The sequence below is a fragment of the Frigoribacterium sp. MCBA15_019 genome, assembly GCF_001864945.1.
Classification (GTDB): Bacteria; Actinomycetota; Actinomycetes; order Actinomycetales; family Microbacteriaceae; genus Frigoribacterium.
Genome location: NZ_MJGS01000012.1, coordinates 155,345 through 180,798 on the forward strand (window position 1 = coordinate 155,345; position 25,454 = coordinate 180,798).

At 73.2% G+C, this 25,454-nt stretch carries 21 protein-coding genes; 7 read left to right on the plus strand and 14 right to left on the minus strand.

What is annotated here, in order from left to right; genetic code table 11:
• Window positions 1-4: 4 nt before the first annotated feature.
• The 3 genes from BIV04_RS09985 to BIV04_RS09995 all read right to left on the minus strand — a co-directional run bounded on the left by BIV04_RS09985 (window position 5) and on the right by BIV04_RS09995 (window position 4,202).
• A complete protein-coding gene (locus tag BIV04_RS09985) occupies window positions 5-1,180 on the minus strand; it encodes an amidoligase family protein (protein ID WP_071256133.1) in 1,176 nt (391 codons plus the stop codon).
• A gap of 155 nt (window positions 1,181-1,335) precedes the next feature.
• Window positions 1,336-2,109 carry a hypothetical protein gene (locus BIV04_RS09990; RefSeq protein ID WP_143048658.1) on the minus strand — a complete coding sequence of 258 codons (774 nt, stop codon included), beginning with the start codon at window positions 2,107-2,109 and terminating at the stop codon, window positions 1,336-1,338.
• 296 nt (window positions 2,110-2,405) lie between these two features.
• Window positions 2,406-4,202 carry a PQQ-binding-like beta-propeller repeat protein gene (locus tag BIV04_RS09995; protein ID WP_071256135.1) on the minus strand — a complete coding sequence of 599 codons (1,797 nt, stop codon included), beginning with the start codon at window positions 4,200-4,202 and terminating at the stop codon, window positions 2,406-2,408.
• 111 nt (window positions 4,203-4,313) lie between these two features.
• Between BIV04_RS09995 and BIV04_RS10000 the strand changes: the two genes are divergently transcribed.
• Window positions 4,314-5,861: an APC family permease gene (locus BIV04_RS10000; RefSeq protein ID WP_071256136.1), complete on the plus strand. Its 1,548-nt coding sequence runs from the start codon at window positions 4,314-4,316 to the stop codon at window positions 5,859-5,861.
• 225 nt (window positions 5,862-6,086) lie between these two features.
• Here BIV04_RS10000 and BIV04_RS10005 read toward each other — a convergent pair whose 3' ends face one another.
• From BIV04_RS10005 to BIV04_RS10025, 5 genes are all read right to left on the minus strand, one after another.
• Window positions 6,087-6,779, minus strand: a complete 693-nt coding sequence (locus BIV04_RS10005) for a peroxiredoxin-like family protein (protein ID WP_071256530.1) — start codon at window positions 6,777-6,779, stop codon at window positions 6,087-6,089.
• A 186-nt stretch (window positions 6,780-6,965) separates the two neighbouring features.
• Complete coding sequence (locus BIV04_RS10010; RefSeq protein WP_083396342.1) at window positions 6,966-7,703, minus strand: peroxiredoxin-like family protein; 738 nt, start codon at window positions 7,701-7,703, stop codon at window positions 6,966-6,968.
• Window positions 7,704-8,027: 324 nt separating this feature from the next.
• Window positions 8,028-8,804, minus strand: a complete 777-nt coding sequence (locus tag BIV04_RS10015) for a DNA-formamidopyrimidine glycosylase family protein (protein ID WP_071256137.1) — start codon at window positions 8,802-8,804, stop codon at window positions 8,028-8,030.
• A 3-nt stretch (window positions 8,805-8,807) separates the two neighbouring features.
• Entirely contained in the window at window positions 8,808-13,739 is a 4,932-nt protein-coding gene (locus BIV04_RS10020; RefSeq protein ID WP_071256138.1) for a DEAD/DEAH box helicase, read from the minus strand.
• A gap of 42 nt (window positions 13,740-13,781) precedes the next feature.
• The gene (locus tag BIV04_RS10025; protein WP_071256139.1) at window positions 13,782-14,981 is read right to left on the minus strand and encodes a Fic family protein; all 1,200 of its coding nucleotides are present in this window, start codon (window positions 14,979-14,981) and stop codon (window positions 13,782-13,784) included.
• A 142-nt stretch (window positions 14,982-15,123) separates the two neighbouring features.
• On the opposite strand from BIV04_RS10025, the gene BIV04_RS10030 reads away from it, so the two are divergent.
• The 3 genes from BIV04_RS10030 (at window position 15,124) to BIV04_RS10040 (ending at window position 17,087) form a co-directional block, all read left to right on the plus strand.
• Window positions 15,124-15,768 (plus strand): FMN-dependent NADH-azoreductase, encoded by a 645-nt coding sequence (locus BIV04_RS10030; protein WP_071256140.1) that lies wholly within the window; start codon window positions 15,124-15,126, stop codon window positions 15,766-15,768.
• Between the two features lie 2 nt (window positions 15,769-15,770).
• Window positions 15,771-15,995 carry a hypothetical protein gene (locus BIV04_RS10035; RefSeq protein WP_055975237.1) on the plus strand — a complete coding sequence of 75 codons (225 nt, stop codon included), beginning with the start codon at window positions 15,771-15,773 and terminating at the stop codon, window positions 15,993-15,995.
• Window positions 15,996-16,088: 93 nt separating this feature from the next.
• Window positions 16,089-17,087, plus strand: a complete 999-nt coding sequence (locus BIV04_RS10040) for an aldo/keto reductase (RefSeq protein ID WP_071256141.1) — start codon at window positions 16,089-16,091, stop codon at window positions 17,085-17,087.
• Window positions 17,088-17,158: 71 nt separating this feature from the next.
• Here BIV04_RS10040 and BIV04_RS10045 read toward each other — a convergent pair whose 3' ends face one another.
• Window positions 17,159-17,728 (minus strand): phosphatase PAP2 family protein, encoded by a 570-nt coding sequence (locus tag BIV04_RS10045; RefSeq protein ID WP_043595928.1) that lies wholly within the window; start codon window positions 17,726-17,728, stop codon window positions 17,159-17,161.
• Between the two features lie 136 nt (window positions 17,729-17,864).
• On the opposite strand from BIV04_RS10045, the gene BIV04_RS10050 reads away from it, so the two are divergent.
• A complete protein-coding gene (locus tag BIV04_RS10050; protein ID WP_071256142.1) occupies window positions 17,865-18,758 on the plus strand; it encodes an SDR family oxidoreductase in 894 nt (297 codons plus the stop codon).
• Between the two features lie 105 nt (window positions 18,759-18,863).
• Here BIV04_RS10050 and BIV04_RS10055 read toward each other — a convergent pair whose 3' ends face one another.
• The 3 genes from BIV04_RS10055 to BIV04_RS10065 all read right to left on the minus strand — a co-directional run bounded on the left by BIV04_RS10055 (window position 18,864) and on the right by BIV04_RS10065 (window position 21,258).
• Window positions 18,864-19,721, minus strand: a complete 858-nt coding sequence (locus BIV04_RS10055; protein WP_071256143.1) for an NAD-dependent epimerase/dehydratase family protein — start codon at window positions 19,719-19,721, stop codon at window positions 18,864-18,866.
• A complete protein-coding gene (pip, locus tag BIV04_RS10060; RefSeq protein WP_071256144.1) occupies window positions 19,718-20,713 on the minus strand; it encodes a prolyl aminopeptidase in 996 nt (331 codons plus the stop codon). Before pip ends, BIV04_RS10055 begins: the two co-directional genes overlap by 4 nt.
• A 119-nt stretch (window positions 20,714-20,832) precedes the next feature.
• A complete protein-coding gene (locus BIV04_RS10065; RefSeq protein ID WP_071256146.1) occupies window positions 20,833-21,258 on the minus strand; it encodes a DUF1810 domain-containing protein in 426 nt (141 codons plus the stop codon).
• A gap of 125 nt (window positions 21,259-21,383) precedes the next feature.
• On the opposite strand from BIV04_RS10065, the gene BIV04_RS10070 reads away from it, so the two are divergent.
• Complete coding sequence (locus BIV04_RS10070) at window positions 21,384-22,616, plus strand: GNAT family N-acetyltransferase (protein ID WP_071256148.1); 1,233 nt, start codon at window positions 21,384-21,386, stop codon at window positions 22,614-22,616.
• A gap of 336 nt (window positions 22,617-22,952) precedes the next feature.
• On the opposite strand, the gene BIV04_RS10075 is transcribed toward BIV04_RS10070, so the two are convergent.
• A complete protein-coding gene (locus BIV04_RS10075; RefSeq protein ID WP_071256149.1) occupies window positions 22,953-23,630 on the minus strand; it encodes an SIMPL domain-containing protein in 678 nt (225 codons plus the stop codon).
• A 50-nt stretch (window positions 23,631-23,680) separates the two neighbouring features.
• Complete coding sequence (locus tag BIV04_RS10080) at window positions 23,681-24,394, minus strand: alpha/beta hydrolase (RefSeq protein ID WP_071256151.1); 714 nt, start codon at window positions 24,392-24,394, stop codon at window positions 23,681-23,683.
• Window positions 24,395-24,492: 98 nt separating this feature from the next.
• On the opposite strand from BIV04_RS10080, the gene BIV04_RS10085 reads away from it, so the two are divergent.
• Entirely contained in the window at window positions 24,493-25,041 is a 549-nt protein-coding gene (locus tag BIV04_RS10085; protein ID WP_043595902.1) for an NUDIX hydrolase family protein, read from the plus strand.
• The last annotated feature ends 413 nt before the right edge of the window (window positions 25,042-25,454 follow it).

Sequence of the window (25,454 nt, forward strand, 5' to 3'; positions counted from 1 at the left end):
CACGCTAACGCCGCCGCCGTGCCGTGGCCTCGGCCGAAAGGACCAATCCGGCGGGGTCGGCCGCCCGGGCGAGGTCGAGCAGCTCGGCCGCGGCCCCGCGTGCGTCGGTGCTCTTCGGACGGGGCACGGGCTCCGCCTCGAGGCAGCGGGCCAGCAGTCGCTCGACCAGGCCCGCGCGGCGGGTGAGGTCCGCGGCGTCGAGGGTGCCCGGCAGGATGCGGACCTCGATCGTGTCCCGCACGGGCCGCTCGGTCACCAGCGCGGTCAGGTTGACGTCGGCGTACTTCGTCAGCCCGGTGCCCGCGGCGGCCGCCTGCAGCCGTGACCAGTCGTCGGCCCGCCCGGCGCCTCGCGGGTCGGCCCGGCCGACGAGCTCGACCAGGGCGGACGGCAGCGGTGCCAGGCGCGTGCACGCGGGGTTCGTCCCCAGAACGGTCCGCAGGGGCTCGTGCCACCACGAGAAGAGGCGCACCAGGTTGGAGAAGGCGGCGACCGATCGGAACGGGGCACCGTCGAGGTGCAGGTGCACGGCCGCCTCGACCGGCACCGCGAAGCCGAGTTCGCGCGCCGGTGCGAGCAGGTGCTCGAGGGCGGCCTCGTGGTCGGCGACGAGCGGCGGCGTGACGATCTCGCACGGTCGCTCTCGTCCCGCCGCCAGCGCCGAGGCGAGGGCGATGCTCGAGCCCGCGCCGTCGCGCAGGCGACGCACGGCACCGATCGTCTCCACCGTGCTGCCGAAGAGCACGGCCACGTCGTCGAGGGCGCGGTCGAAGGGCGTGTCGGGGGACGAGTGCCGGGCCACGAGACGCAGGAGGCGCGGGTCGTCGGACAGCACCCGGTAGGACCGGTCGTCGGGCGGGACCGCGTCGGCGGGGCGCGTGTCCATCGACGACCCGACCCGCGCCTCCTCGTGGTCACGGCGGAGGTCGTCGACGAGCGTGACGTCGTCGACGAGCTCGGCGAGGGGGCCGCCGCGGGAGTCGGACACGACGTAGCCCGGCGTCAGGTGCCAGAAGTGGCCCATGCCCGGCACGAGCGACGGCTCGGAGTCGGTGTGGAAGATGCGGGTGACCTGGCCGTCGTGGTCGCTCGCGAGACGGTCGGCGAGGGTGCGCCGGCTCGACCCGGGCGGGGCCAACAGCTCGATCTCGAAGCCGATGCGGGAGTGGAGGGTCGTCATGGGGCTTCCGGGTCGAGGGCGGGTGCGGTGCGGGTGCTGCTGGTCGTGCGGACCGGGCGGCGGCGCCACCGCCCGGTCCTGCCGCACGGTCCTGCCGCACGGTCCTGCCGCCGAGTCGGGCGGCCCGATCGGGTCGTCCGACGGGCGGGGCGGGCTCAGAGGGGCAGGTCGTCCCCGGCCAGGAGGGCGGCGCCGGCGCGCACCACGGCCGACCGGGTGTCGCTCTGCCACAGGCCTGCCAGCTGGGCCGCCTCGGCGTCGCCGTAGCCGACGAGGGCGAAGGCCCGGGCATCCTGGTCGTCGGTGTACGAGGTCGGCGCGACGGGCACCTGCTCGTGGGCGAGCAGCAGGCCGCCGACCTTCGCCTTGGCCGTCGCGACGTCGTCGCTGCCCCAGGCGACGGCCAGCCCGAGGGCTTGGGTGAAGTCGTCCTGGAACGTCGTGTCGGTGCCCGCGGCGAAGAAGGCTGCTTCGCGTTGCTCGTCGGTGTAGGCCGTCGTCGTGGCCGCGCCCGCCGCGAAGGGCAGCGCCGTGCCGGCCGTGAGTGCGGCTCCGGCCTTGCCCTTCGCCGTGGTCTGGTCCACTCCCCAGACGACCGCGAGGTTGAGGGCGTCGTCGGCGTAAGGCGAGGCGGCGAAGGCGGCCAGGTCGGCCGCGGTGTACGTGACCTTGGGGACGGTCGCCGTCGTGGGCTCTGACGCGGCCTGGGCGGCGGGGGAGCTGCCCGGGGCCGCGAGGGCGCCGAGTGCCCCGAGCCCGGCGATCGAGCCCGCGAGGGCGCAGGCGACGGCCGCGGTCGCCCCCACCCGGCGGAAGGCGGAACCGGCCGAGCGGCGCGGGGCGCCGGCGCGGTCGGTGCCGAGGCCCCGGGTCGTCGCGGTCGCGTCGTGGGTGTCGTGGGTGTCGTGGGTGTCGGTCGTGTCGTTCATGTCGGTCTCCTCGTTCGGTCGGTCGGTCGGGGTGACGGGGTCCGTCACCTCGCGACCACGGCCGACGCTAGGAGGCGCCGACACCGGGCGACAAGGGTTCGGGGTGGGGTCTGGTCGGTCGGCGGCGGACGGTGGCCGTCGGGACGAACCCGACGCGTCGCGGCCTCCTCCGAAGGGATGGTCCCGAGGCGATTCTCCCGGGTACCCACCCGCCGCGTCGCCATTCCGCCACGAAATAAACACGCCGCCACCCGATGTCATGGCGGGTTGTTTATCTCGTGGCGGGTTGCGTCGCGTCAGGCGCCGTCGACGACCGCCGTGGCGTCTCCGAGGCGGCGGACGATGCCGTCCCGGGTCACGACGACCAGGTGCTGCCCCCAGAACTGGTAGGTCAGCACGTCGTCGCCGGACGTCCGCCACAGCTCTCGGTGGCTGGAGCGGTCGAGGGCGACGACGGCCAACCGCCCGTCGACCCCGAAGGTCTGCTGGTAGACGGTCGTGCGCCCCTGGGCCAACGGTGCCGAGTACCCCGGCAGGGTCGCCTCGAAGACCACGCGCCCGTCGCCCGCGTCGAACGTCGTCACGGTCGACGTCTCGTCACCGAAGCCGTTGGACGGTGAGACGGTGACCTGCACCTCGTCGAACGGGGAGCTCGGCGAGGGGTTCCACCCCGACTGCACCGTCTGACCGCTGGCGACGGGGACCGTCGTCGACCACACGGTCTCGCCCGTCGAGGGCGACAGGCAGGTGACCGAGGCACGACCCACGGGTTCGTCCGCCTCGGCGGTGCCCGCGTCGTCCGAGCCCCTCGGCCCCGCGACCACCGGGTCACCGCTCGCGACGGTGGACGTGATGGTGACGCACCGGTCCGACACGATCAACGAGGCGTCGCCCGACAGGTCGGCCGTCCAGTCCACCGTGCCCGGCCGGTCCTGCGAGAAGGCGACGAGCTGCTGCCCGGAGGGTGCGGCGAGCGTCACGACCACGTGGTCGCCGGCCGCCTCGGGCCAGCCGTACGTGTCGTCGTCGATCGGCAGACGGTGCTCGTCGCCGGTGGCGGCGTCGACCACCCGTGACCCGTCGCCGGCCGTCGTCAGCAGGTAGAATTCGTCGTCGACGAGCCTCACGGTGGCCTGCGACGGTTCGTCGCCCTGCCACGAGACGGTGTCGAGATCGTCGAGGACGCGGAGCTCGAACCGCGTCACGTCGTCCTCGTCGGTGGTCGGCCCCGAGCCGTCGGGCCCGAACCGCGACCGGGGCTGGTGCGAGACCAGGACCGTCGTCGTCGAGACCTCCTCGATGCGCGTCACCAGGTCGTCGTCGGTCGATTCGACGGACGCGGACCAGTCGGTCACCTCGCCCGTCCGCAGGTCCACCCGGGCCAGGGTCGAGCCCGTGTCGCCCTGGACGACCAGGGTGGCCACGCGTCCGTCGGCGTCCGGGGTCACCGAGACCGACCGCACCGCCCGACCGAGGGCCGTGGCCACGTTCGCACTCCACACCACGTCGCCGGTGTCGGCGTCGACCCGGGCCAGGCGTCCCCCGGCACCGCCGCAGCGGTCGGACTGCTCGGCCGACTGGGCGGAGACGAGAGCGTCGTCGCCGACCATCCCGGCGAACGCGTAGTAGGCGCAGCCCGAGGGCATGCCGGGGGTGGCCGCGCCGGCCAGGTCGGTCTGCCAGACGGTCGTCGTGGGCTCGCCGCGCAGGTCGTCGACCAGCATCGCGGGCCGCACCGGCTCGTCGTACCGCGGTTGCATCGCGAGACCCGCGCCGGCGACGAGTGCGGTCACCACGGCGACGGCGCCGACCGTCAGCCCCAGGCGGCGAGCCCGGGAGGCGCGGGTCCAGATCCGGCGCAGCGCACGACCCGCCCGACGGCCGGCCGCCTGCAGCGGTGGCGGCTGCGCGCGCCTCCCTGCCCCGGCCGGCTCCACCCCGTCGACCTCGTCGCGAGCGTCGGCGTCGGCACGGGTGTCGCGGTCGGGGAGGCGTTCGGCACCCGAGGCGGGCTCCGCCGGGGAGCCGGCCCGCGCCTCCCACGCTGCCGTCGGGCGCTCAGGGCGCTCGGGCTGCCACGACCGTCCGTCCACGATGCCCCTCCCGCCCGCCATGCTACGAGACGCGGCCGGTCCGCCGGTATGCTGGCGCGTCGTCCCCGGAGACGGGGCCACACCATCGCCCGCACCACACCAGGAGGCAGCATGAGCACCGTCCCCAAGGCCCGGGGGCTCAGCACCCTGTGGCGCACCAAGTCGGTCGAGTCGTCGCTCGCCGACTCGACGGGGCCCGAGAACGGGCTGAAGCGGTCGCTCGGCGTCACCGACCTGACCCTCATGGGCATCGCCGTCGCGGTCGCGGCCGGCATCTTCTCGGTGGGCGCCAACGCGGCCGCGAACTTCGCGGGCCCGGGCGTCACGCTGTCGTTCATCCTCGCGGCCGTCACCTGCGGCCTGGCCATCATGTGTTACGCCGAGTTCGCCTCGACCATCCCCGTCGCGGGCAGCGCGTACACCTTCACCTACGCCACCCTCGGCGAGTTCCTGGCCTGGATCATCGGATGGGACCTCATCCTCGAGACCCTCACCGGCGCGGCCGTGCTGGCCAAGTACTGGGGCATCTACCTCAGCACCGTGTTCTCCGGTTTCGGTCTCGACGTGCCCGACACCCTGCCGCTCGGGCCGCTCGAGCTGAGCTGGGCGCCGTTCGTCATCGTCGCGTTCTTCACCGTGCTGCTCGTCCTGGGCACGCAGCTCAGCTCGCGCGTCGGCAGCGTCTTCACGGTGATCAAGGTCGCGATCGTGCTGTTCGTCATCGTGGTCGGCTTCTTCTTCGTCAAGGCGTCGAACTACACGCCGTTCGTCCCCGCGTCGCAGCCCCGCCCGGCCGGTGAGGGAGACGTCTGGACGCAGTCCCTGTTCTCGTTCGTCTCGGGCGCCGAGCCCGCGCAGTACGGCGTCTTCGGCCTGCTCGCCGGTGCCTCGCTCGTCTTCTTCGCCTTCATCGGGTTCGACGTCGTCGCGACCAGCGCCGAAGAGGTCAAGAACCCGCAGAAGACCATGCCCCGCGGCATCTTCCTGGGCCTCGCCATCGTCACCGTGCTCTACGTGATGGTCTCCATCGTGCTCACCGGCATGGTGTCGTACCGCGACCTCGCCGCCGTCGAGGCCCCGACCCTCGCCACGGCCTTCGACCTGGTCGGAGTCGGCTGGGCGGCCCAGGTCATCGCGATCGGCGCCCTGATCGGCCTGACGACGGTCATCATGGTGCTGCTGCTCGGCCTCGCCCGCATCGTCTTCTCGATGGCGCGCGACGGCCTGCTGCCCCGCTGGCTCGCGAAGACCTCGGCCGTCCGCAAGACGCCCGTGCGCGTCCAGGTGATCGCCGGCGTGGTCGTCGCCCTGATCGCCGGCTTCACCGACGTCGGCGTCCTGGAAGAGATGATCAACATCGGCACGCTGTCGGCCTTCGTGCTGGTCAGCATCGGTGTCATCGTGCTGCGGCGCACCCGTCCCGACCTGCCTCGCGCGTTCCGGGTGCCGCTGTCGCCCGTGCTCCCGATCCTGTCGGCGGTGCTCTGCGTCTGGCTGATGTTCAACCTGACCACCCTCACCTGGGCGCGCTTCGCCGTGTGGCTCGTGATCGGCGTCGTCGTGTACTTCGTCTACGGGCGTCGGCACTCGCGGGTCGGGCTCGGCGAGGACGCCGCCGCCCCGGCACCTGTCGTCGACGCCGGTGGCCGGCCGCACTGAGCGGCATCGCCGATCGACGAAGAACCCCGCTCCGTGCGGTGAACCCCGAATCTTCGGGGTTCATCGTCCGGAACGGGGTTCTTTGCGGCGTGCCAGGGGGGTGACCGGCGCAGGGGCTGACCGGCGCAGGGGCTGACCGGCGCAGGGGGTGACCGGCGCGGCCGGGCCGAACCGCGCCTCCTCGGGGTCAGGAGGCGCGGGACAGCGAAGGAGGCGCGGCGCCGGTCAGGAGGCGGGGGGCGTGTCGAGCGCGTCGACGGCGGCGACGACCTCGTCGACCTCGGTGCGGGTCGTGTAGTCGACGTGGACGTCGGCGAAGACGACCTTGCCGTCACGGTCGACGACGAGGACGGTCGGGAAGGGCACGTCGGCGGTCGCGTCGGCGTTGCTGTCGGCGACGTCGAAACCGAGGTCGGAGTGCACCGCGCGGGCGGCCGCGACCGGCTCGGTCTGGATGCCCAGGGCCCGGACGAGCACGTTGCCCGGGTCGGACAACACGGGGAACTCGAGTCCGCCGTTCGCGACGGACTGCTCGCTGCCCTCGGGGGTCTGCGGGCTGATCGCGACCAGGGCGACGCCGCGCTCGCGCAGCTCGGGCAGCAGGTCGGCCTGGTAGGTCTTGAGCGTCAGGTTGCAGTACGGGCACCAGGCGCCGCGGTAGAAGACCAGGACGGCCGGGCCCTCGCCGACGGTCTCCGACAGAGAGACCTCGTCACCGGCGGTCGTCACGAGCGTCGCGTCCACGATGGTGTCGCCCACCCGGACGGCGGCCGCGGGGACCCCCGAGTCGCGCAGTCCCGACTGCTCGTCGTCGAAGACCTTCGTGGCGTCCACGCCGATCTGGGCGTTGAAGCCCTCGTTGAACTCGGTCACCTGGTCGGCGATGCGGGTGGGGGCGCTGGAGTCGGCGTTCGACATGGAGTTCCTCTCGACCGGGGCGGTGCTGCTCGGGGCTGTGCTGACCGGGGCGGTGCGGACCACGGCAGGGCCGACCGGGTTCGGGCCGGCCGCCTCGATCGAGGGTAGGCGGATCGGCGCCCCGTCGTCCGCACCCGGCACGTTCTCGTTCGCAAACGTCCGGCCGGGCGCGGAGGCGCGGGTCGATCAGGCCGCGCGTCGCTCGAGCAGGTCGAGGGCGGCGACGATCTCGTCCACCTCGGTGCGCGTCGTGTAGTCGGTGTGGACGTCGGCGAAGACGACGACCCCGTCGTGGTCGACGACGAGCACGGTCGGGAACGGGATGTCGCCCGTCGCGTCGGCGTTGCTGTCGGCGACGTCGAACCCGAGCTGGGTGTGGACGGCGCGGGCGTCGGCACTCGGTTCGGTGCGGATGCCGAGGGCACCACTGAGCACGTTGCCCGGGTCGGACAACACCGGGAACTCGAGGCTGCCGTTCGTCGCCGACGCCTCGGAGCCCTCGGGGGTCTGGGGGCTGATCGCGACGAGCGCGACGCCGCGCTCACGGAGTCGGGGCAGCAACTCGGCCTGGTAGGTCTTGAGCGTCAGGTTGCAGTACGGGCACCAGGCACCGCGGTAGAAGACGAGCACGGCCGGCCCCTCGCCGACGGTCTCGGCGAGTGAGACCTCGGTGCCCTGCGGTGTCAGCAGCGTCGCCTCGACGACGGTGTCGCCGGGCTTCACCGCGTCGTCGGGCATGCCGGCCTCGCGCAGGGCGCTCTGCTCGTCGTCGAAGACCTTCGTGAAGTCGGGGCCGATCTGCGCGGTGAAGCCTTGGTTGAAGTCGGCCACCTGGTCGGCGATGGTGGTGACGGGGCCGGGGGTGCTGCTGGAGCTGGGGCTGCTGGGGGTGCTGGCGGTCTCGGGGGTGTTGGTGTTCGACATGGTCGTCCTCTCGCGCTGACGGGCTCGCCGGGTACGGCCGTCGGGTGCCGCCGATCGTAGGCACGTCACCTCGGACCGACGCCGAGCCGCGTCACGGGACGTCACACGCGGCCGGACGTCTGGGCGCTTGGGCGCTCGGGCGCTCGGGTGCTCGGGCGTTGCCCTGCCGATCGACCCTGCATCGCGGCACTGCTCGGCCGCCGACCCATTCCGCCACGATGTGAACATCCCGCCACACGATTGCGTGGCGGGATGTTTACATCGTGGCGGCGTGGCGGCGTGGCGGCGTGGCGGCGTGGCGGCCTGCCGGTCGGGCACGCGCCGTCAGCTCTGGCAGTGCGGGCACCAGTAGGTGTCGCGCAGCTCGAGTTCGCTCTCGCCGAGCTCGCCCCGCAGGATCTTCGTGCCGCAGCGCAGGCACGGCTTGCCCGCCCGGCCGTAGACCCAGTCCGTCGTGCCGCGGAGGTTGCCGGTCGTGGTGCGGTCCACCCGGTCTTTGTTGGCCTGGATCAGCCGGTGCGCGAGGTCGATCATCTTGGGTCGGTTCTCGACCTCGCCGACGGGACGCGTCGGCAGCACGCCCCGGAGGAAGCAGAGCTCGTTGCGGTACACGTTGCCCACCCCGGCGAGCACCCGTTGGTCGAGCAGCGCGAGTCCGACCTCGCGGGCCGGGTCGGACTCGAGGTTCGCGAGGGCCCGCGCGGCGTCCCAGTCGGGGCCGAGCAGGTCGGGGCCGAGGTACGAGACCACGCTGTCGCCGGCGTCGCGGGCCACGAGCTCGACGATGCCGAGGTCGAACCCGACGGCGACCCAGTCGGCGGTCTCGAGCACCACGCGCGCCTGGTAGGCGGGGCGCTTCCACTTCGTGCCGTGCCGGTAGACGTGCCACGAGCCCTCCATCTTGAGGTGCGTGTGCAGCGTCAGGTCGCCGATGTGGTGCAGCAGGTGCTTGCCGCGCGCGATGACGTCGTCGATCACCTCACCGCTGAGGTCGACGGTGGCGAACGCCGGCACCCGGAAGTCGCTGGCGGTGAGCGTCTGGCCGTGCAGCACCGCGTCGAGGTTCTTGGCGGCGCGGTAGACGGTGTCTCCTTCGGGCATCGGTCAGGCCCTCAGCCGGATGCCGCTCGGCGTCGGCGCGAATCCTGCGTCACGCAGGGCGTCGCCGAGGGCGGTGCCCAGCACGAACTCGCCGTCGACCCGTTCGACCGCGAGCTTGCCGATGCGGTTGCGCACGGTGGCGGCCAGCGAGCCCGCGGCCAGGGCGAGCTCGCGCTCGTCCGGCTCGCCGAAGGTCAGCACGGTCTTGCCGCCGCGTTCGACGTAGACGACCAGTCGTCCGTCGACGAGCACCACGAGCGAACCGGCCTTGCGCCCCGGGCGGTGACCCGATTTCTTCTTGCCGCCCGCGCCTCCGGACGTGTCGTTCGTCGCGCGGTCGGCACCCCCCGAGGAGGCGCGGGTCGCCTCACCCGTGGAGTCCGCTTCGGCGCGCGTCCCGGCTCCCGTCGCCGTGGTCGCCGCCGCGGCGGTGGCGGCTCGTGCCGCCGCGCTCGCGACGGCCGCGGCCTCGTCGGCGGAGACCCCGTCGAGCGTCTGCCCGGGCCACGGCAGGGCGGCGCCGTAGGGGTTCGCCGGGTCGGTGGCGGCCAGGGTCACCACGGGCACGTCGCGCTGACGACCCGCGGCGACGAGGGTGTCGTCGTCGCGGCGGTCGCCCTCGTCGCGGACGAACGACCGCAGGCGGTCGACCGTCGGCCCGGTCGCGAACTGCGCCGCTCCGAGGCCCTCGACGAAGTAGCCGCGGCGGGCCCGCCCCGTCTCTTCGAAGCCGCTGAGCACCTTGTAGGCCGTCGAGAAGCCGCCACGGACGCCCTCGTTGACGACGGCACCTCGGGTGACGACGCCGTGCCGTTCGAGCAGGATCTCGGCCGTCGCGGCGGCCCGGACGGTGCCGTCGGGTTCGGCCAGGGGCAGCAGCGACCAGCGTCCGCCCACCGTCGGCGGGCCCGCCTGGCGCGGCATGGCGACCCGGCCGCGGCTGCGGTACGACGAGCGCGACCGCGTCGGGGTGCGCGGCCTCGGCGTGCGACCGCCGCCGACCTGGGTGCGCAGGGGAGCGAAGGTGTCGTTGGTGATCTGCCCCGCCCAGACGAGCTGCCAGATGGCGGTGACGAGCGAGTCGTCGTCGGTGCTGCCGACGGCGTCGGAGAGCTGCCGGAAGAAGTACGCCCCGCCGCCGGCCAGGGCGGCGAGCACCTCGCGTTGCAGGTCGTCGGTCTCGGCTGCGGACGGTTCGGGCAGGGTGACCTGGGCGCCGTCGGCGAGGTGCAGGCTGACCCAGCCGTCGTTGCCGGGCAGGGTGCCGGTGCCCGACCAGATGACGTCGCCGGTGGCGGTGAGCTCGTCGAGCATCGACGGGTTGTAGTCGGTCACGCGGGCCGGCAGGATCAGGGACTCCCACGCCGAGGCGGGCAGCGAGACCCCGCTGAGCTGATCGACGACCTGCACCACGCCGTCGAGGCCCCGTAGCCCCGAACCCTTGAGCCCGGTGGCGACGTGCTGCCAGGCGGGAAGGAAGCGTCCGAGCGTCTCGGGGGCGACGGGTTCGACCTCGTGCCGCAGGGCGGCCAGCGACTTGCCGCGGAGGCGACGCAGCACCTCGGAGTCGCACCACTCGCTGCCCTGCTGCCGGGGCCGGAACTCACCCTCGACGACGCGACGCTGGGTGGCGAGCTTGCGCAGGGTGTCCATCACGACGGCGGTGCCGAGGCCGAGACGGTCGGCGACCATGGCGGGGGTGAAGGGCCCGTGGGTGCGGGCGAACCGGCCGATCAGGTCGCCCAGCGGGTCGTCGACCGGTTCGACGAACGCGGTCGGCACGCCGATCGGCAGGGCGACGCCGAGGGCGTCCCGAAGGCGCGAGGCGTCCTCGATGCCGGCCCACCGCACGGTGCCGGCGTGGGTGAAGCGCAGGACGCGGTTCGACCAGGCGAGATCGGTCAGGGCGGTCTCGAGCGCGCGGTGCGCGTCGTCGCGGGCGGCGACGTCGCCGGCGACGAGGGTCGCCGCGAGCCAGCTGCGGTCGATGATCTCGTCGGTGGTCAGCGGGCCGAGCAGGCGCAGCAGGTCGACGACGCCCTCGATGTCGCGGGCGCGGCGGTCGGGGGCGAGGCGCTGCAGTTCGAGTTCGTGCTGGTCGATGACGTCGGCGTCGAGCAGCTCGCGCAGCTCGGCCCGGCCGAGCAGCTCTTGCAGCAGGCTCGAGTCGAGCGACAGGGCCGCCGCACGCCGCTCGGCGAGGGGCGAGTCGCCCTCGTACATGAAGGCGGCGACGTAGCCGAAGAGCAGCGACCGGGCGAAGGGCGAGGGCACCTCGGTCTCGGTCTCGACGATGCGCACGGTGCGGCTCGCGAGGTCGCGGGTGAGGCTCATCAGGGCCGGCAGGTCGTACACGTCTTGCAGCACCTCGCGGACGGCCTCGAGCACGATCGGGAACTGTGGGTACTTGCGGGCGACGTCGAGCAGCTGCGACGACCGCTGGCGTTGCTGCCAGAGCGGCGACCGCTTGCCGGGGTTGTACCGGGGCAGCAGCAGCGCCCGGGCGGCGCACTCGCGGAAGCGCGACGAGAACAGGGCGGAGCCGCCGACCTCTTCGGTGACGATCTCGTCGAGGTCGTCGAGCTCGAACGAGAACAACTCGGCCCCGGGAGGCTCGGCGTCGGTGTCGGGGATGCGCACGACGATGCCGTCGTCGGCGGCCATCGCGCCTCCGTCCACCCCGAGCTGGTCGCGGATGCGCGCCGAGACCGCCAGGGCCCACGGAGCGTGCACCTGCATGCCGTACGGCGAGTGCAGGATCAGGCGCCAGTCGCCGAGCTCGTCGCGGAAGCGCTCGACCACGAGGGTGGTGTCGGTCGGCACGTACGACGTGGCGGCCTTCTGCTCGGCGAGGAACGCGATGAGGTTGCGTGCCGCCCGTTCGTCGAGGCCGCCGGCCGCGACGCGGGTGGTGGCGTCGGCCTCGCTCGAGTTCGACAGTTCGCGGATGTAGCCGCCGATGGCTTTGCCGAGCTCGGCGGGGCGCCCGATGCCGTCGCCCTTCCAGAAGGGCACACGACCGGGCTGGCCGTAGGCCGGCGAGACGAGCACGCGGTCGTGGGTGATGTCCTCGATGCGCCAGCTCGTCGCCCCGAGGGCGAAGACGTCGCCGACCCGGGACTCGTAGACCATCTCTTCGTCGAGCTCGCCGACGCGGGCGGCCTTCTCGCCGACCATGAACACGCCGAAGAGGCCCCGGTCGGGGATGGTGCCGCCGCTCGTCACGGCGAGGCGTTGGGCGCCGGGGCGGCCGGTCAGCGTGCCGTGGACGCGGTCCCAGACAATGCGGGGCCGCAGTTCGGCGAACTCGTCGGACGGGTACTTGCCGCTGAGCAGGTCGAGGGTGGCGTCGAAGGCGGAGCGGGGCAGGGTGGCGAAGGGGGCGCTGCGACGCACGGTGTCGAACCAGGCGTCGGCGTCGAGTTCGTCGAGGGCGACGGCCGCGACGGTCTGCTGGGCCAGCACGTCGAGGGGGTTGGTCGGCACGCGCAGCTCTTCGATGAGCCCGGCGACCATGCGCTCGGCGGCGACGGCGGAGTGGATCAGGTCGGCCCGGTGCTTGGGGAACAGCACGCCCCGTGAGGTCTCGCCGACCTGGTGCCCGGCGCGGCCGACGCGCTGCAGCCCGCTGGCGACGGAGGGCGGCGACTCGACCTGGATGACCAGGTCGACCGCACCCATGTCGATGCCGAGCTCGAGCGAGCTCGTGGCGACGACGCAGCGCAGCCGGCCGCTCTTGAGGTCGTCCTCGATCAGGGCGCGTTGGTCTTTCGACACCGACCCGTGGTGGGCACGGGCGAGCAGGGGGTCGCTGCCCGCGGTCTGCCCCGACCCGCCCATGAGCTGGGCCGGTGCCCCGCCTCCGACGGCCGGGTTGCGCGGCGCGGCGGGTGCCGGGGCGAAGGGGTCGACGGTGTCGGCGGCCGAGTCGTCGCCGACGGTACCGGCCGTGACCAGCTCGCCCCGCGCCTCCTCGGTCGCGCGCACGGCGGCCTCGAGGTCGCCGCCCTGGCGTTCGATCCAGATGTCGTTGAGGCGGGCCGTGAGGCGTTCGGCCAGGCGACGCGAGTTCGAGAAGACGATGGTCGAGCGGTGCGCGGCGATCAGGTCGACGATGCCCTCTTCGACGTGCGGCCAGATGGAGCCCTGCGGTGCGGCGCCGGCGGCCGACCCTTCGAGCGGGGCGGCGGTGCCGAGCTCGGTCATGTCGTCGACGGGCACGACGACGCGCAGGTCGAACTTCTTGTCGGCGCGCGGGTTGACGATGGTGACGGGTGCCGGCCCGGCCAGGAATCGGGCGACCTCTTCGGGCGGGCGCACGGTCGCGCTGAGGCCGATGCGCTGGGCCGGCTTGTCGAGCAGGGCGTCGAGGCGCTCGAGCGAGAGGGCGAGGTGGGCGCCGCGTTTGGTGGAGGCGACGGCGTGGACCTCGTCGATGATGACGGTCTGCACGCCCTTGAGGGTCTCGCGCGCCTGCGAGGTGAGCATGAGGTAGAGCGACTCGGGCGTCGTGATGAGGATGTCGGTCGGGGTGCGGGCGAGCCGGCCGCGGTCGCTCGAGCTCGTGTCGCCCGAGCGCACGCCCACCGTGATGTCGGGAGCCTCGGTGCCCAGGCGGCGGGCGGTCTGGGTGATGCCCACGAGCGGCGAGCGGAGGTTGCGCTCGACGTCGACGCCGAGCGCCTTGAGCGGAGAGATGTAGAGCACGCGGGTGCGGTGCAGCTTCTCGTCGGGCGGGGGCGACGAGGCCAGCGAGTCGATCGACCAGAGGAACGAGGCGAGCGTCTTGCCCGAGCCGGTCGGCGCGATGACGAGGGCGTGGTCGCCTTGGCTGATGGCCGTCCAAGCGCCCTCTTGCGCCCGGGTCGGCGCGGCGAAGGCCCCCCGGAACCACTCGCGGGTCGCGGGGGAGAAACGGTCGAGCACGTCGGTCATCGCTGCCATCCTGCTCTGCACCACCGACATTCCGCCGGGGGGTCAGCCCAGCACGGTGGCCTCGCCCCGGCGTCCTGAGCGCGCGGCGAACGCATCCAGCGCCTCGAGGACCTCGTCCGCCCGCCAGATCGTGCCCATCTTGTACTCGGCCTTCTGCTTCAGTACTCCGGATTCGACCAGCCGTCGGAGCAGGGGGTAGACGTTGCTCGGGGTGAGCGAGAGCCGCGAAGCGGCCGTCGTGGCGTCGAGGACGGGTTGGTGGACGAGCAGGTCGAGCAGGCGCCAGACCGAGGAGTCGCGTCGTGCGGTCACGCGGGCAGACCAGGACGCTCGGACGTCGTGGAGGTCGTCGACGAGCGTCCGGGCGTTCGCGACCGCCCGGAGGGACGCTTCGGCCGTCAACCGCACGATCGGGTCGAGCTCGCCCGCGCGGTAGGCCTTCAAGGCCCGGTGGTAGGCGTCGACGTCGGTCAGCAGACCCGCCGAGACCGGCACCGTCACGGACCGTGTGACCCCCTTGGACCGCAGCATCGCCTGGGTCAGGGATCGCCCCGTCCGACCGTTGCCGTCGGTGAACGGGTGGATGGTCTCGAACTGGGCGTGGGTCACGGCGGTCTGGACGAGGACGGGTAGGTCGTCGCGTCGTGCGAACGTCAGGCAGTCGTCGAGCAGGCCCGGGACCCGTTCGCTGACGGGGGCGACGAACTCGGCGCCGACGGGGCTGGCGCTGCTGCGGCCGATCCAGACCTGCTCGGTCCGAAGGGCGCCGGGCGTGTGCCGCGCGTCCGACGCCATCAGCGTGGCGTGCATCGTGAGGACGGAGGCGCGGGTCAACTCGTCGGCCAGGTCGATCGCCGCCGACACGGCCCGCGTGTTCGCCGCGATCAGGGTCGCGTTGCGCTTGCGTTCGTCCCCGAGTTCGGCAGAGAACACGGATCGGGCGTTCGCGGTCAGGTTCTCGATGCGCGACGAGGCGACGGCCTCGCTGCGCAGCAGGAGCGGGGCGAAGGCCGCCACCTCGCCGCCGAGGGTGGCATCGAAGCGGGTCAGTTCGAGAGAGGCGTCCTCGGCGAGAGCGGCGACCTCGGGAGACGGAGAGGGGTCGAGTGCGCCGATCAGTGGGGGCACCGCCGCACGGAACACGGCCGGGCGGAACAGCTCGGTGCGCAGCCCGGCCGTCGGGCGCCCGGACGGCACCCACGCGACCTCCTCGTGGTCGAGTGGAGGCCAGATGGCGGTCACGACACCTCACAAGTCAGAATCCGGTCACATCGCTTTATGACTTACGATGCTAAGTCATAATCTCCCGTGTCGAGATTACGGTTCGAGGCCTCGCGGCGCAACGCTCGCCGGCCGTGTCGGCCGCCCCGGCTACGGTGGGCGCATGCCGAACCTGCTCCATCTCGACTCGTCCGCCGACCTCACCACGAGCCGCTCGCGCGCGATCACCGCGGCGTTCGCCGACGCCTGGCGCGACCTCGGCGCCGACCACACGGTCACCCGCCGAGACCTGCACGTCGACCCGCTGCCGCACCTGAGCGACAGTGCGTTGCACTGGCCGCCGCGCCTCCGTCAGCCGGGCGACGCCCCCGACCCCGCCCACGAGGCCCTGCAGCAGGCCCTCGTCGCCGAACTCGTCGCCGCCGACGTCGTGCTGATCGGTGCCCCGCTCTACAACTACTCGCTGCCCTCGACGCTCAAGGCCTGGGTCGACAACATCCACCTGCCCGGCGTCACCGCGCCCTTCGACGGCGACGACCAGCAGCCGATGCTCGGGCGACCCGCGGTCGTCGTGACCAGCCGCGGCGGCGTCTACGACGCGGGCACGCCCACGGCCGGCTGGGACCACGCCACCCCGGTCCTCGACATCGTCCTGGGGGCGACGCTCGGCATGCGCGTCGAGACGATCGCCACGAACCTCACGCTCAGCGACCGGCTCCCGATGCCCGAGGCGGCCCGCGAGCGGGCCACGCGCGAACTGCGAGAGGCGAAGGAGGCGGCGGTCGCCTCGGCCCGCCGCCTCGGCTGACCATGTCGTCGCGTCGACGAGGCGGCCGTCGGGCCGGGGCCGCGCGCCGGCTGAAGTCGATCGTCGCCCGCGTGTTCGGCATGCTGGCCGCGGCGCTCGCCATCATCGGCCTCGTGCGGCTGCTGCAGGGACAGGCCGGGTTCGGTGCCGCCTTCCTCTTCGCGGGCTTCGTCTCGGTCGTCGTGTCGTACGCCCTCGTGCGCAGCGTGAACGCGTCCCGACGCTGACCGCACCTGCGGCTGAGGCTGCGCCTGCATCTGCATCTGCATCTGCATCTGCATCTGGGTCACCCGTCGGGCGGCGTGGCTAGGCTCGACGACATGCAGAGCCGCACCCTCGGAACCCGTTCATCCTTCCTCGCCGACCGCCCCGTCTCGGTCATCGGCCTCGGCACCTGGCAGCTCGGTGCCGACTGGGGTGACGTCAGCGAGAGCGACGCGCTCGACGTGCTGGGCGCCTCCGTCGAGTCCGGGGTGACGTTCTTCGACACCGCCGACGTCTACGGTGACGGGCGCAGCGAGCAGATCATCGGCCGCTTCCGCGCGTCGAACCCCGACGTCCCTCTGACGGTCGCCACGAAGATGGGCCGCCGGCTCGACCAGGTGCCGTCGAACTACGTCCGCGACAACTTCGTGGCCTGGACCGACCGGTCACGCCGCAACCTCGGCGTCGACACCCTCGACCTCGTGCAGTTGCACTGCCCGCCCACCCCCGTCTTCGAGAGCGACGCCGTCTACGACGCCCTCGACGAGCTGGTCGAGAACGGGGCGATCCGCGCCTACGGCGTCAGCGTCGAAGAGACCGCACAGGCCCTGACCGCCATCGCCCGCCCGAACCTCTCGACCGTGCAGATCATCTTCAACGCGTTCCGTCTCAAGCCCCTCGACGAGGTGCTGCCGGCCGCGCGACGCGCCGGCGTCGGCATCATCGCCCGGGTCCCCCTCGCGAGCGGGCTGCTCTCGGGCAAGTACACGACCGAGACGACGTTCGCCGAGAACGACCACCGCACCTACAACCGGCACGGCGAGGCGTTCGACCAGGGCGAGACCTTCAGCGGCGTCGACTTCGAGCAGGGCGTCGCCGCCGCGCAGGAGTTCGCCGCGGCCGTCCCCGACGGAGTCACCGTGCCGCAGGCCGCCCTCGCCTGGATCGTCGAGCAGCCGGGCGTCAGCACGGTCATCCCCGGCGCGCGCAACGTCGCTCAGGCCACGGCGAACGCGGCGGCCGGAAGCGTCGGTGACCTCGCCGACGGGCTCGACAGCGAGGTCGTCCGCATCTACGACCAGTACTTCCGCGAGGCCGTCCACCCCCGCTGGTAGTCCGAGCGGGTCGACCCGGCCGGTTCCCGCTCGGTGTCGCCGAGCCGGGCCCGGCGGGGAACCCCGTCGGGTCAGCGCTCGCGCGGTGACACGAGTCGCCCGACCAGCGCGACGCCCGACCCGATGATCAGTCCGCCGACCACGTCGGACGTCCAGTGCGCCCCCACGTGGAGGCGCGACCACGAGACGGCGCCGGCCAGCGGCAACAGGGCTGCCGCGGCACCCGGCGACTCGATCGCCACACCCGTGACGAAGCCGGCGGCACAGGCCGCGTGGCCGGACGGGAACGACGCGGACAGCGGTTGGCTGCGCAGGCGTCGTTCGATCGGGACGTCGTCGATCAGCGGACGGTTGCCGCCGAAGATGCGCTTGCCGACGATGTTCGCCATGGCGCTCGCAAAGCCGAGCGACAGCGTGCCCCGCACGGCGGCGCGACGCTGGCCCACGAGGGCGAGGCCTGCGGCGACCGCGGCCCACAACAGCCCGTGGTCGGCGAAGTGGCTGAGACGGCTGAGGTTGCGGTCGACGACCGGCACCCCTCGGACCGAGTTGATGCGTTTGGCGGCCCGGCGGTCGGCGCGCAGCACCCAGGCGGGCAGGACCTGACGGGGAGTCTCGGAAGGCAGTGGCAGCAGGGGCACGCGACCACCGTATCTTTCCCCGGGGGCCGCGCCGCGCCTCCTCGGCTCGGCTCGGCGTGCTGCGACCCGCGACGTCGCTCCGGGCAGGGGTACAAGCTGGGCCGGCGCACCCCGGCCGCCGCGTACACCGGGGGACATGGCAGACAACATGTACACCCCGCAGAACCCCGTCACCCAGTACCCGCAGCCGCCCTTCGAGCACCAGCAGCAGAGCGCTCCCGGCGACGTCCACGCCATGAAGCCCGAGCCCGACCACGGCGAGACCAGCTACGTCGGCAGCGGTCGCCTCGCCGGCCGCAAGGCCCTCGTCACCGGTGCCGACAGCGGCATCGGTCGCGCCACGGCCATCGCCTTCGCCCGCGAGGGAGCAGGCGTCGCGCTGAGCTACCTCGCCGAGGAGCAGTCGCAGGCCGAAGAGGTCGCCGCGCTCGTCCGAGACGCCGGTCGCACCGCCGTCCTGCTGCCCGGTGACCTGCAGGTCGAGCAGACCAACGCGGACATCGTCGAGAAGACCGTCGCCGAGCTGGGCGGCCTCGACATCCTGGCGATCATCGCCGGCGTCATGCCGACCGTCAGCAGCATCGACGACTTCGAGACCGAGACGCTCGACCACGTCCTCAAGGCCAACATCTACCCGCTGTTCTGGCTGACCAAGGCCGCCTCGAAGCACCTGAAGCCGGGGGCGTCGATCATCACGACCTCGTCGATCCAGGGCTTCCAGCCGTCGCCCGACCTCGCCGAGTACGCCGTGTCGAAGGCCGGCATCGCGAACTGGACCCGCGCCATGGCCCAGCAGCTCGCCGAGCGCGGCATCCGCGTCAACGGCGTCGCGCCCGGCCCCGTGTGGACGCCGCTGCAGCCCGCGTTCGTGCCGAACGAGAAGATCGAGAGCTTCGGCTCGGAGGCCGCCTACGGTCGCCCCGGCCAGGCCGTCGAGCTGGCCCCGTCGTTCGTGTTCCTGGCCAGCCAGGAGTCGAGCTACATCAGCGGTGAGACCATCGCCGTGACGGGTGGCACGCCGATCCACTAGATCGCCGACCCACCCTCGAGGACGCCGTCGAGTGGACCGGACACCGTCGAACACCTCGGTGCCCCGTTCGCCGGGCGGCGTTCTCGTGCGCCGGGCGGGCCCGGCTCAGGGGTGCCGGACGCCCTCGCCCGCGATCACGGCACGGTACCCCTCGCGGAAGGTCGGATACGCGAAGTCGAACCCGGAGCCGCGCAGTCGCGCGTTCGACAACCGCTTGTCGCCGCCCGCCTGACGGCCCCGAGGAGGCGCGCTCGGCGGCACGGGCACCCCCAGTTCGTCGGCCACGAACGTCAGCACGTCGTCGAGCCTCGACGGCTCGTCGTCGACCCCCACGTACAGGACGTCGGTCGGCTCCGGGGTGGTGGTGAGGTGCACGATCGCGGTCGCCGCGTCGTCCCGGTGGATGCGGTTCGTGTGCGGCGAGCTGCCCGCCGGCTCGGCCAGTCTCGCCTCGCCGTCGCGGACCTGGGTGATGAGTCGTTCCCTGCCCGGACCGTAGATGCCGCCGAGGCGGAGCACGACGCCGTCGGGCCGACGTTCGTGCAGCAGGGCCTCGGCCTCGAGGATCACCTCGGCCGTCGGTGAGGCCCCCGTCGCCGGAGTCGCCTCGTCGACGACGCTGCCGTCGTCGACGTCGTACACGGCGGTCGACGAGACGAACAGCACCCGGGCGTCGACCGCCCCGGCCTCGTCGAGTGCGTCGAGGACGGTGCGCAGACCGTCGACGTAGGACGCCCGGTAGGTGGCAACGTCGCGCGACCCGGCCGAGAGGGCGACGACGACGACCTCGGTGTCGGCGGGGAGCGTGGGGCGGGTGGTGCTCAGGTCGATCGAGACGCCCTCGATCGAGGCCGGGAGCTTGCCTGCCGAGCGGCGGAGGCCGAGGACGCGGTGCCCGAGGGCGACGAACCGCAGGGCGGCCTCGGTGCCGAGGTCGCCGCAACCGGCGAGGACGACGGTCATCGGGTCACCTCGTCGTCGGCTGCGGTCGGTGCGTCGGCGAACCGGTCGGTCGCCGCGATCAGCGCGTCGAGGATGCCAGGCTCGTCGAACGCGTGCCCGGCGTCGTCGACCAGGACGAACTCGGCGTCGGGCAGGGCCGCGTGCAGGTCGAAGGCCGTGGTCGCCGGAGTGCACAGGTCGTAGCGACCCTGCACGATGACCGTCGGGATGTGCGCGACGAGGTGCGCGTCACGGATGAGCTGGCCCTCGTCGAGGAAGCCGCGGTGGACGAAGTAGTGGTTCTCGATGCGGGCGAAGGCCAGGGAGAACGCCGGGTCGGAGTACCGCTCGACCAGGTCGGGTCGGGGCAGCAGGGTGATCGCCGAGGCCTCCCACGACGACCACGCGACGGCGGCCGGCCCGTGCACGGCCGGGTCGGGGTCGGCGAGCAGACGCGAATAGGCCTCGATCAGTCCGCCCGGTCGGCGTTCGTCGACCGGCACCGGGGCGAGGTAGCCCTGCCACCGGTCGGGCAGCACGTTCGACGCCGGACCCTCGTAGAACCAGTCGAGCTCGCTCTGTCGCAGCGTGAAGATGCCGCGCAGCACGAGCTCGGTGACCCGGTCGGGATGGGTCTCGGCGTAGGCGAGCGCCAGGGTCGACCCCCACGAGCCGCCGAACACCTGCCAGCGGTCGATGCCCAGGTGCTCGCGCAACGTCTCGAGGTCGGCCACGAGGTGCGGCGTCGTGTTCGTCGAGAGGTCGGTGCCGAAGGTGCCCGCGTGCGGCGTGCTGCGTCCCGCCCCGCGCTGGTCGAGCAGCACGATGCGGTACCTCCGCGGGTCGAACAGGCGGCGGTGCGCGGGCGACGACCCACTGCCGGGCCCGCCGTGCAGGAAGACCACCGGCTTGCCGTCGGGGTCTCCGCATTCCTCCCACCAGACGTGCTGGCCGTCACCGACGTCGAGCAGGCCGGAGTCGTACGGTTCGATCTCGGGGTAGAGCGGGGGCATGCCGACGAGCGTAGCCGTGGGTGCCGACACCGGCAGGGGAGGCGCGGCGCCTGTGGGGGGCGACCCGCGCCTCCTCGTCCGGGGACGAGCCGTCGACCGAAGGACGGCGGTCGCCGGACTCAGAGAAGGGCGACGGTCAGATCGTCCTCGACGCCGTCGAACCACCGGTCGAGCACCGCCCGGAACGCGGGCTCGGACGGGTCGGCCCGGCCGAAGAGGGTCATCGACGACCGCAGCTTGAGGGCGTCGATCCCGCCCATCAGGTCGTCGACGCTCGCTGCGTCCGCTGCTGCGGCCAGACCCGCCGCCTCCCGCAGCCGCGGGCCGAGGACGGGGTGCGCGAGGTAGGCCCGCGCCTCGTCGAGCGAACGGATCGCGTAGGTGCGATCCATGCCGCTGCGGCCGAGGCCGGCGATCTGCGGGAAGACGAACCACATCCAGTGCGACGACTTCCGCCCCCGGCGCAGCTCGGCGAGGGCCCGGTCGTGGGTGCCGCCGGCGTCCTGCGCGTCGACGAACCGGTCGAGGTCGAAGGGGTCGCTCATCGACCCGTTCTACGCCTCGTGGGTCGGGTCGTCGCCCCCTGGCGCGGCTGCGGATGACGGCGCTAGTCTGGTCGGCTGCCCTGCCGGGCGGCGGACGACGTCCCCGCCTCGACCCCGGAGCCCCCGTGACCGACATCGTGATCGACGAACTCGTCGTTCCCCGCACGCTCGAGCCCCGTCCCGCCGCCGACCGCGACGCAGACGCGGACACCGCCCCCGACCGCGCCGACCGCGCCGCGCGCGTCGCCGCCTACGTCGAGGCGATCGCCCTCGAGAACGCCGTCCAGACCGAGGTGCTCGGTTTCGGCGACCTCGACTTCGCTCCGGCCGAACAGCTGCCGCAGTGGCACGACCCGTTCACGCCGCGGCGACTGTTCGTGGTGCGGGCCGCGGGCCGCATCGTCGGCCAGGCCACCTACGAGACGCTCGCCGACCCGGCGGTCACGACCTGCTGGCTCTGGGTCGCCGTCGCCCCCGAGCACCGCCGCCGGGGCCTCGGCACGGCCCTGCTCGACCACCTCGAGGCCGTCGCCCGCGCCGCCGGCCGCACCGACGCGATCGCCTTCGTGGCCTCCGGCCAGGGCGTCGCCTCGGGCCAGGACGTGGCGTCCGGCCAGGGCGGGGCCTCGGGCCAGGGCGCCACCGCAAGCCAGGGCGCCACCGCAGGCTCGGCCCCCGCGACCGCCCCGGCCGACCGCCTCGAGGCCTCGACCGGTCACGGCTGGGTGCCCCGCGCCTCCTCGGAGGTCCGGTTCGCGCTCTCGCGCGGCTACGCGCTCGGCCAGGTCGAGCGCATCAGCCGCCTGCCGCTGCCGGTGGACGAGGAGGCGCTGGCCGCGATCCGCTCCGAGGCGCTCGCCGCGGCGGGGGACGAGTACCGCGTCCACACCTGGTCGGGCCCCACTCCCCGGCGCTGGCAGTCCGACGTCGCGGCCATGGCGACCGCCCTGAGCACCGACGCGCCGATGGGCGACGTGCCCGAGCCGGAGGACGTCTGGACCGTCGAACGCCTCGTCGAAGCCGAGCAGCGACGGGCCACGAGCGGGCGTGCCTCGCTGACCGCGGCGGTCGAGCACGTGCCGACGGGCCGCCTCGTCGCGTGCTCCGACCTCGCGGTGCCCGACGACGCGGCGCGGCCAGCGATGCAGCAGATGACCCTCGTGCGGCGGGAGCACCGCGGGCACCGGCTGGGCTGGCTGGTGAAGGTCGCGAACCTCGACCGGTTGGCCGTGGAGAAGCCGGGCCGGCCGGCCGTGCTGACGTTCAACGCCGAGGAGAACCGTCCCATGCTCGCCGTCAACGAAGCCGTCGGGTTCGTGCCGATCGGCGTCGAAGGGGTGTGGCACCGGCCGCTCTGAGTTGCGGCGCCGGGCTGACAGGCGGCGCGGCTCCCCGGGGTGCCGGAACCGGAATCGGACCAGCCGCTCGGGTCGGCGTGTGCCGAACCCGACCGGTGGCGAGCCCCTGGCGTGCCGAACCCGACCGGCAGCACGCCCCTGGCGTGCCGAACCCGACCGGCAGCACGCCCCTGGGTGTGCACAACCCGACATCGCCGCGACGACGCGCCGCTCATGTCCGCCGTCGCCCGGCGTGTCGAAGTCCGGTTGTCGCGATTTGCACACCGAGACGGTGATACCGGGGCAGGGGCAGGGGCAGGGGCAGGGGCAGGGCCGCGACGCGGGGGAGCAGGCGGCTCAGGCGACGAAGTCGGCGCTGACCTCGGCGGAGACCTCGATGTCGTCGGGGTGCAGGTCGAACGTGACGGGGCCGCCCGACGAGAACGTCGCGACGGCACGGGCCAGGCCGAAGGGGCTGCCGCCGCCCGGTGCCCCCGGTCGCAGCCCCGGCTCGAACACCGACTGTAGCGTCGGCTGCCCGAGCCCGAGCGCCTCGGCGTAGTCGCCGGCCCGGGTGACGGCGTCGGCGATCGCGGCGACCCTCACGGCCGTCTCGACCTCGGGTCGGCGGGCGTGGCTGAGCGACCACTCGATCCATTCGACGGTCACGCCCGGTTCGAGGGCGACGTCGCCCACCCACGACGCCAGCGCCCCGAAGTCGCTGAACCGCACGTCGACGGCGGCCCGGGTGCGGAACCGCACCCTCGAGGAGGCGCGGGTCGAGTCGCCCCCGTCACCCCGGTCGGTCGCCGCCTCGGTCTCGACCGCGACCGTGACGCTCTGGGCGCTCCACCAGGTGGCTGCCTCTTGGCGGCGCCAGGCCGTCGCCTGCTCGGCGAGGCGGGAGTGCACGGCGGCGGTGTCGCGGACGACCTTCTCGCGGTCGTCACCGTCGAAGCCCACGGTGAGGTGGACGACACCGCGCTCGGCACGGTGGCGGTGGGTGGCGGAACCGGACACCGAGAGCGTCGCCATCGCGCGCCTCCTTCGTTCGTCGGGGGTGAGGGGCCGGGGCGGGCCGCGGATCAGTCGGTGGAGTCGGCGCCGGCGACCGACACGGGTGCGTCGGCGTCGACGACCGGGGCGGCGGTCACGCGGCCGATGAACGCGTTGAGATCGTCGAGCTCTTCTTGCGAGATGCCGTGGGCCAGCCCCGGGTACACGGTCTGTTCGGCGTCGGCGTGCGCCTCGAGCCAGGCCGAGGTGCGCTCGACGGCGTCGGCGGGGATGATCTGGTCGACGTCGCCGCGACCGTAGAAGACCGACGGGCGGACGGCCGCCACGGCGTCGTCCCGTGCGGCTGCGCGCTCGAGCGTGGCGTCGTCACCTGCGGCGGGGACCACGAACCCGGCGAGCACGGCGGCGAACGCGAACCGCTCGGGCGCGTGCCGCACCAGCTGCAGCGAGAGCGAACCGCCTTGCGAGAAGCCGAGCAGGCTAACGCTCGGGTGAGCGGTCGCCAGGGAGTCGAGCCAGGCGAGCACGGCGTCGGCCGCGTCGTCGACGGCACCCGGGTCGGGCGCACCGGGCGTCGAGAGCGGGTACCACGAGAAGCCGTCACCGTGAGGCAGAGGTGCCCGCAGCGACGCCGCCACGAAGTGCTGCGGCAGGTAGGGAGCGAGGCCGATCAGGTCGCCCTCGTGCGAGCCCACGCCGTGCAGCAGCACGAGCAGTGGCCGCCCGTCGCGCTCGGCCTCGACGGCGGACCACTGGACGAGGGACGGGTCGATCTGCACCATGGGCCGAGCCTAGCGACGGGTGGCGACATCGGGGCCGGTGCTGTTCGCCCGTAGCGTCACGTCACGCGATCGGGCCGTCGAGCCGGTAAGAATGGGCCATGAGCTCCGTGCGGACACCCGACCCCGACCCCAATCCCGGCTGGCTCTCGGAGGACGAGCTCTTCCAGGCGCGGCAGCACCTGCCGATCCTCTACGTCGAGGCCGTGCCCGTGCGCACCGACGGCATGGGGGTCGTGACCGAGGTCGGAGTGCTGCTCCGCGCCTCCGACGAGGGGTCGATCTCGCGCATGCTCGTCTCGGGCCGGGTGATGTACGGCGAGAGCCTGCGCACCGCCCTGTTCCGTCACCTCGAGAAAGACCTCGGGCCGATGGCCTTCCCGCAGCTGCCGCCGTCGCCGGTGCCGTTCCAGGTCGCCGAGTACTTCCCGCTGCCCGGCTCGTCGGTCTACACCGACCCCCGTCAGCACGCCGTGTCGCTCGCCTACGTGGTGCCCGTGACCGGCACCTGCGACCCGCGGCAGGACGCCCTCGAGCTCACCTGGCTGACGCCGCACCAGGCCGCCTCCGACGAGGTCGCCGCCGAGATGGAGGGCGGCCGCGGCACCCTGCTGCGCAGCGCCCTCGCCTCCGTCGGCGCCCTGCACTAGCCCCGGCGCGCAACACCCCCGAACCGGCGCGACACCCTCGGATCGCGGGGTGTCACGCCGGTTCGGGGGTGTCGCCCGGCACTCCTCCACAGGCGAGGAGGCGCGGCTCGCGTTCCTCGCGGCGCTCGGCCAAGCTGAACCGATGCGTGACATGTCAGGACTGCTCATCCGTCGTTCCCGGCTCGTCGACGACGGCGTGGATGCCTCGTCCATCGAGCGGGACGCGCGACGTGGCCTCGCGGTGCGGCTCGCCGCCGGCGTCTACGTCCGGGCGGACGACTGGCGGTCGCTCGACGCCGCGTCGAAGCACACCGCCCGCGTGCACGCGGTGCTGCCCCGGCTCGGACCGCACGCCGTCGTCTCGCACGAGTCTGCCCTCGCCGTTCGGGGGTTTCCGCTGCTGGGTGAGTGGC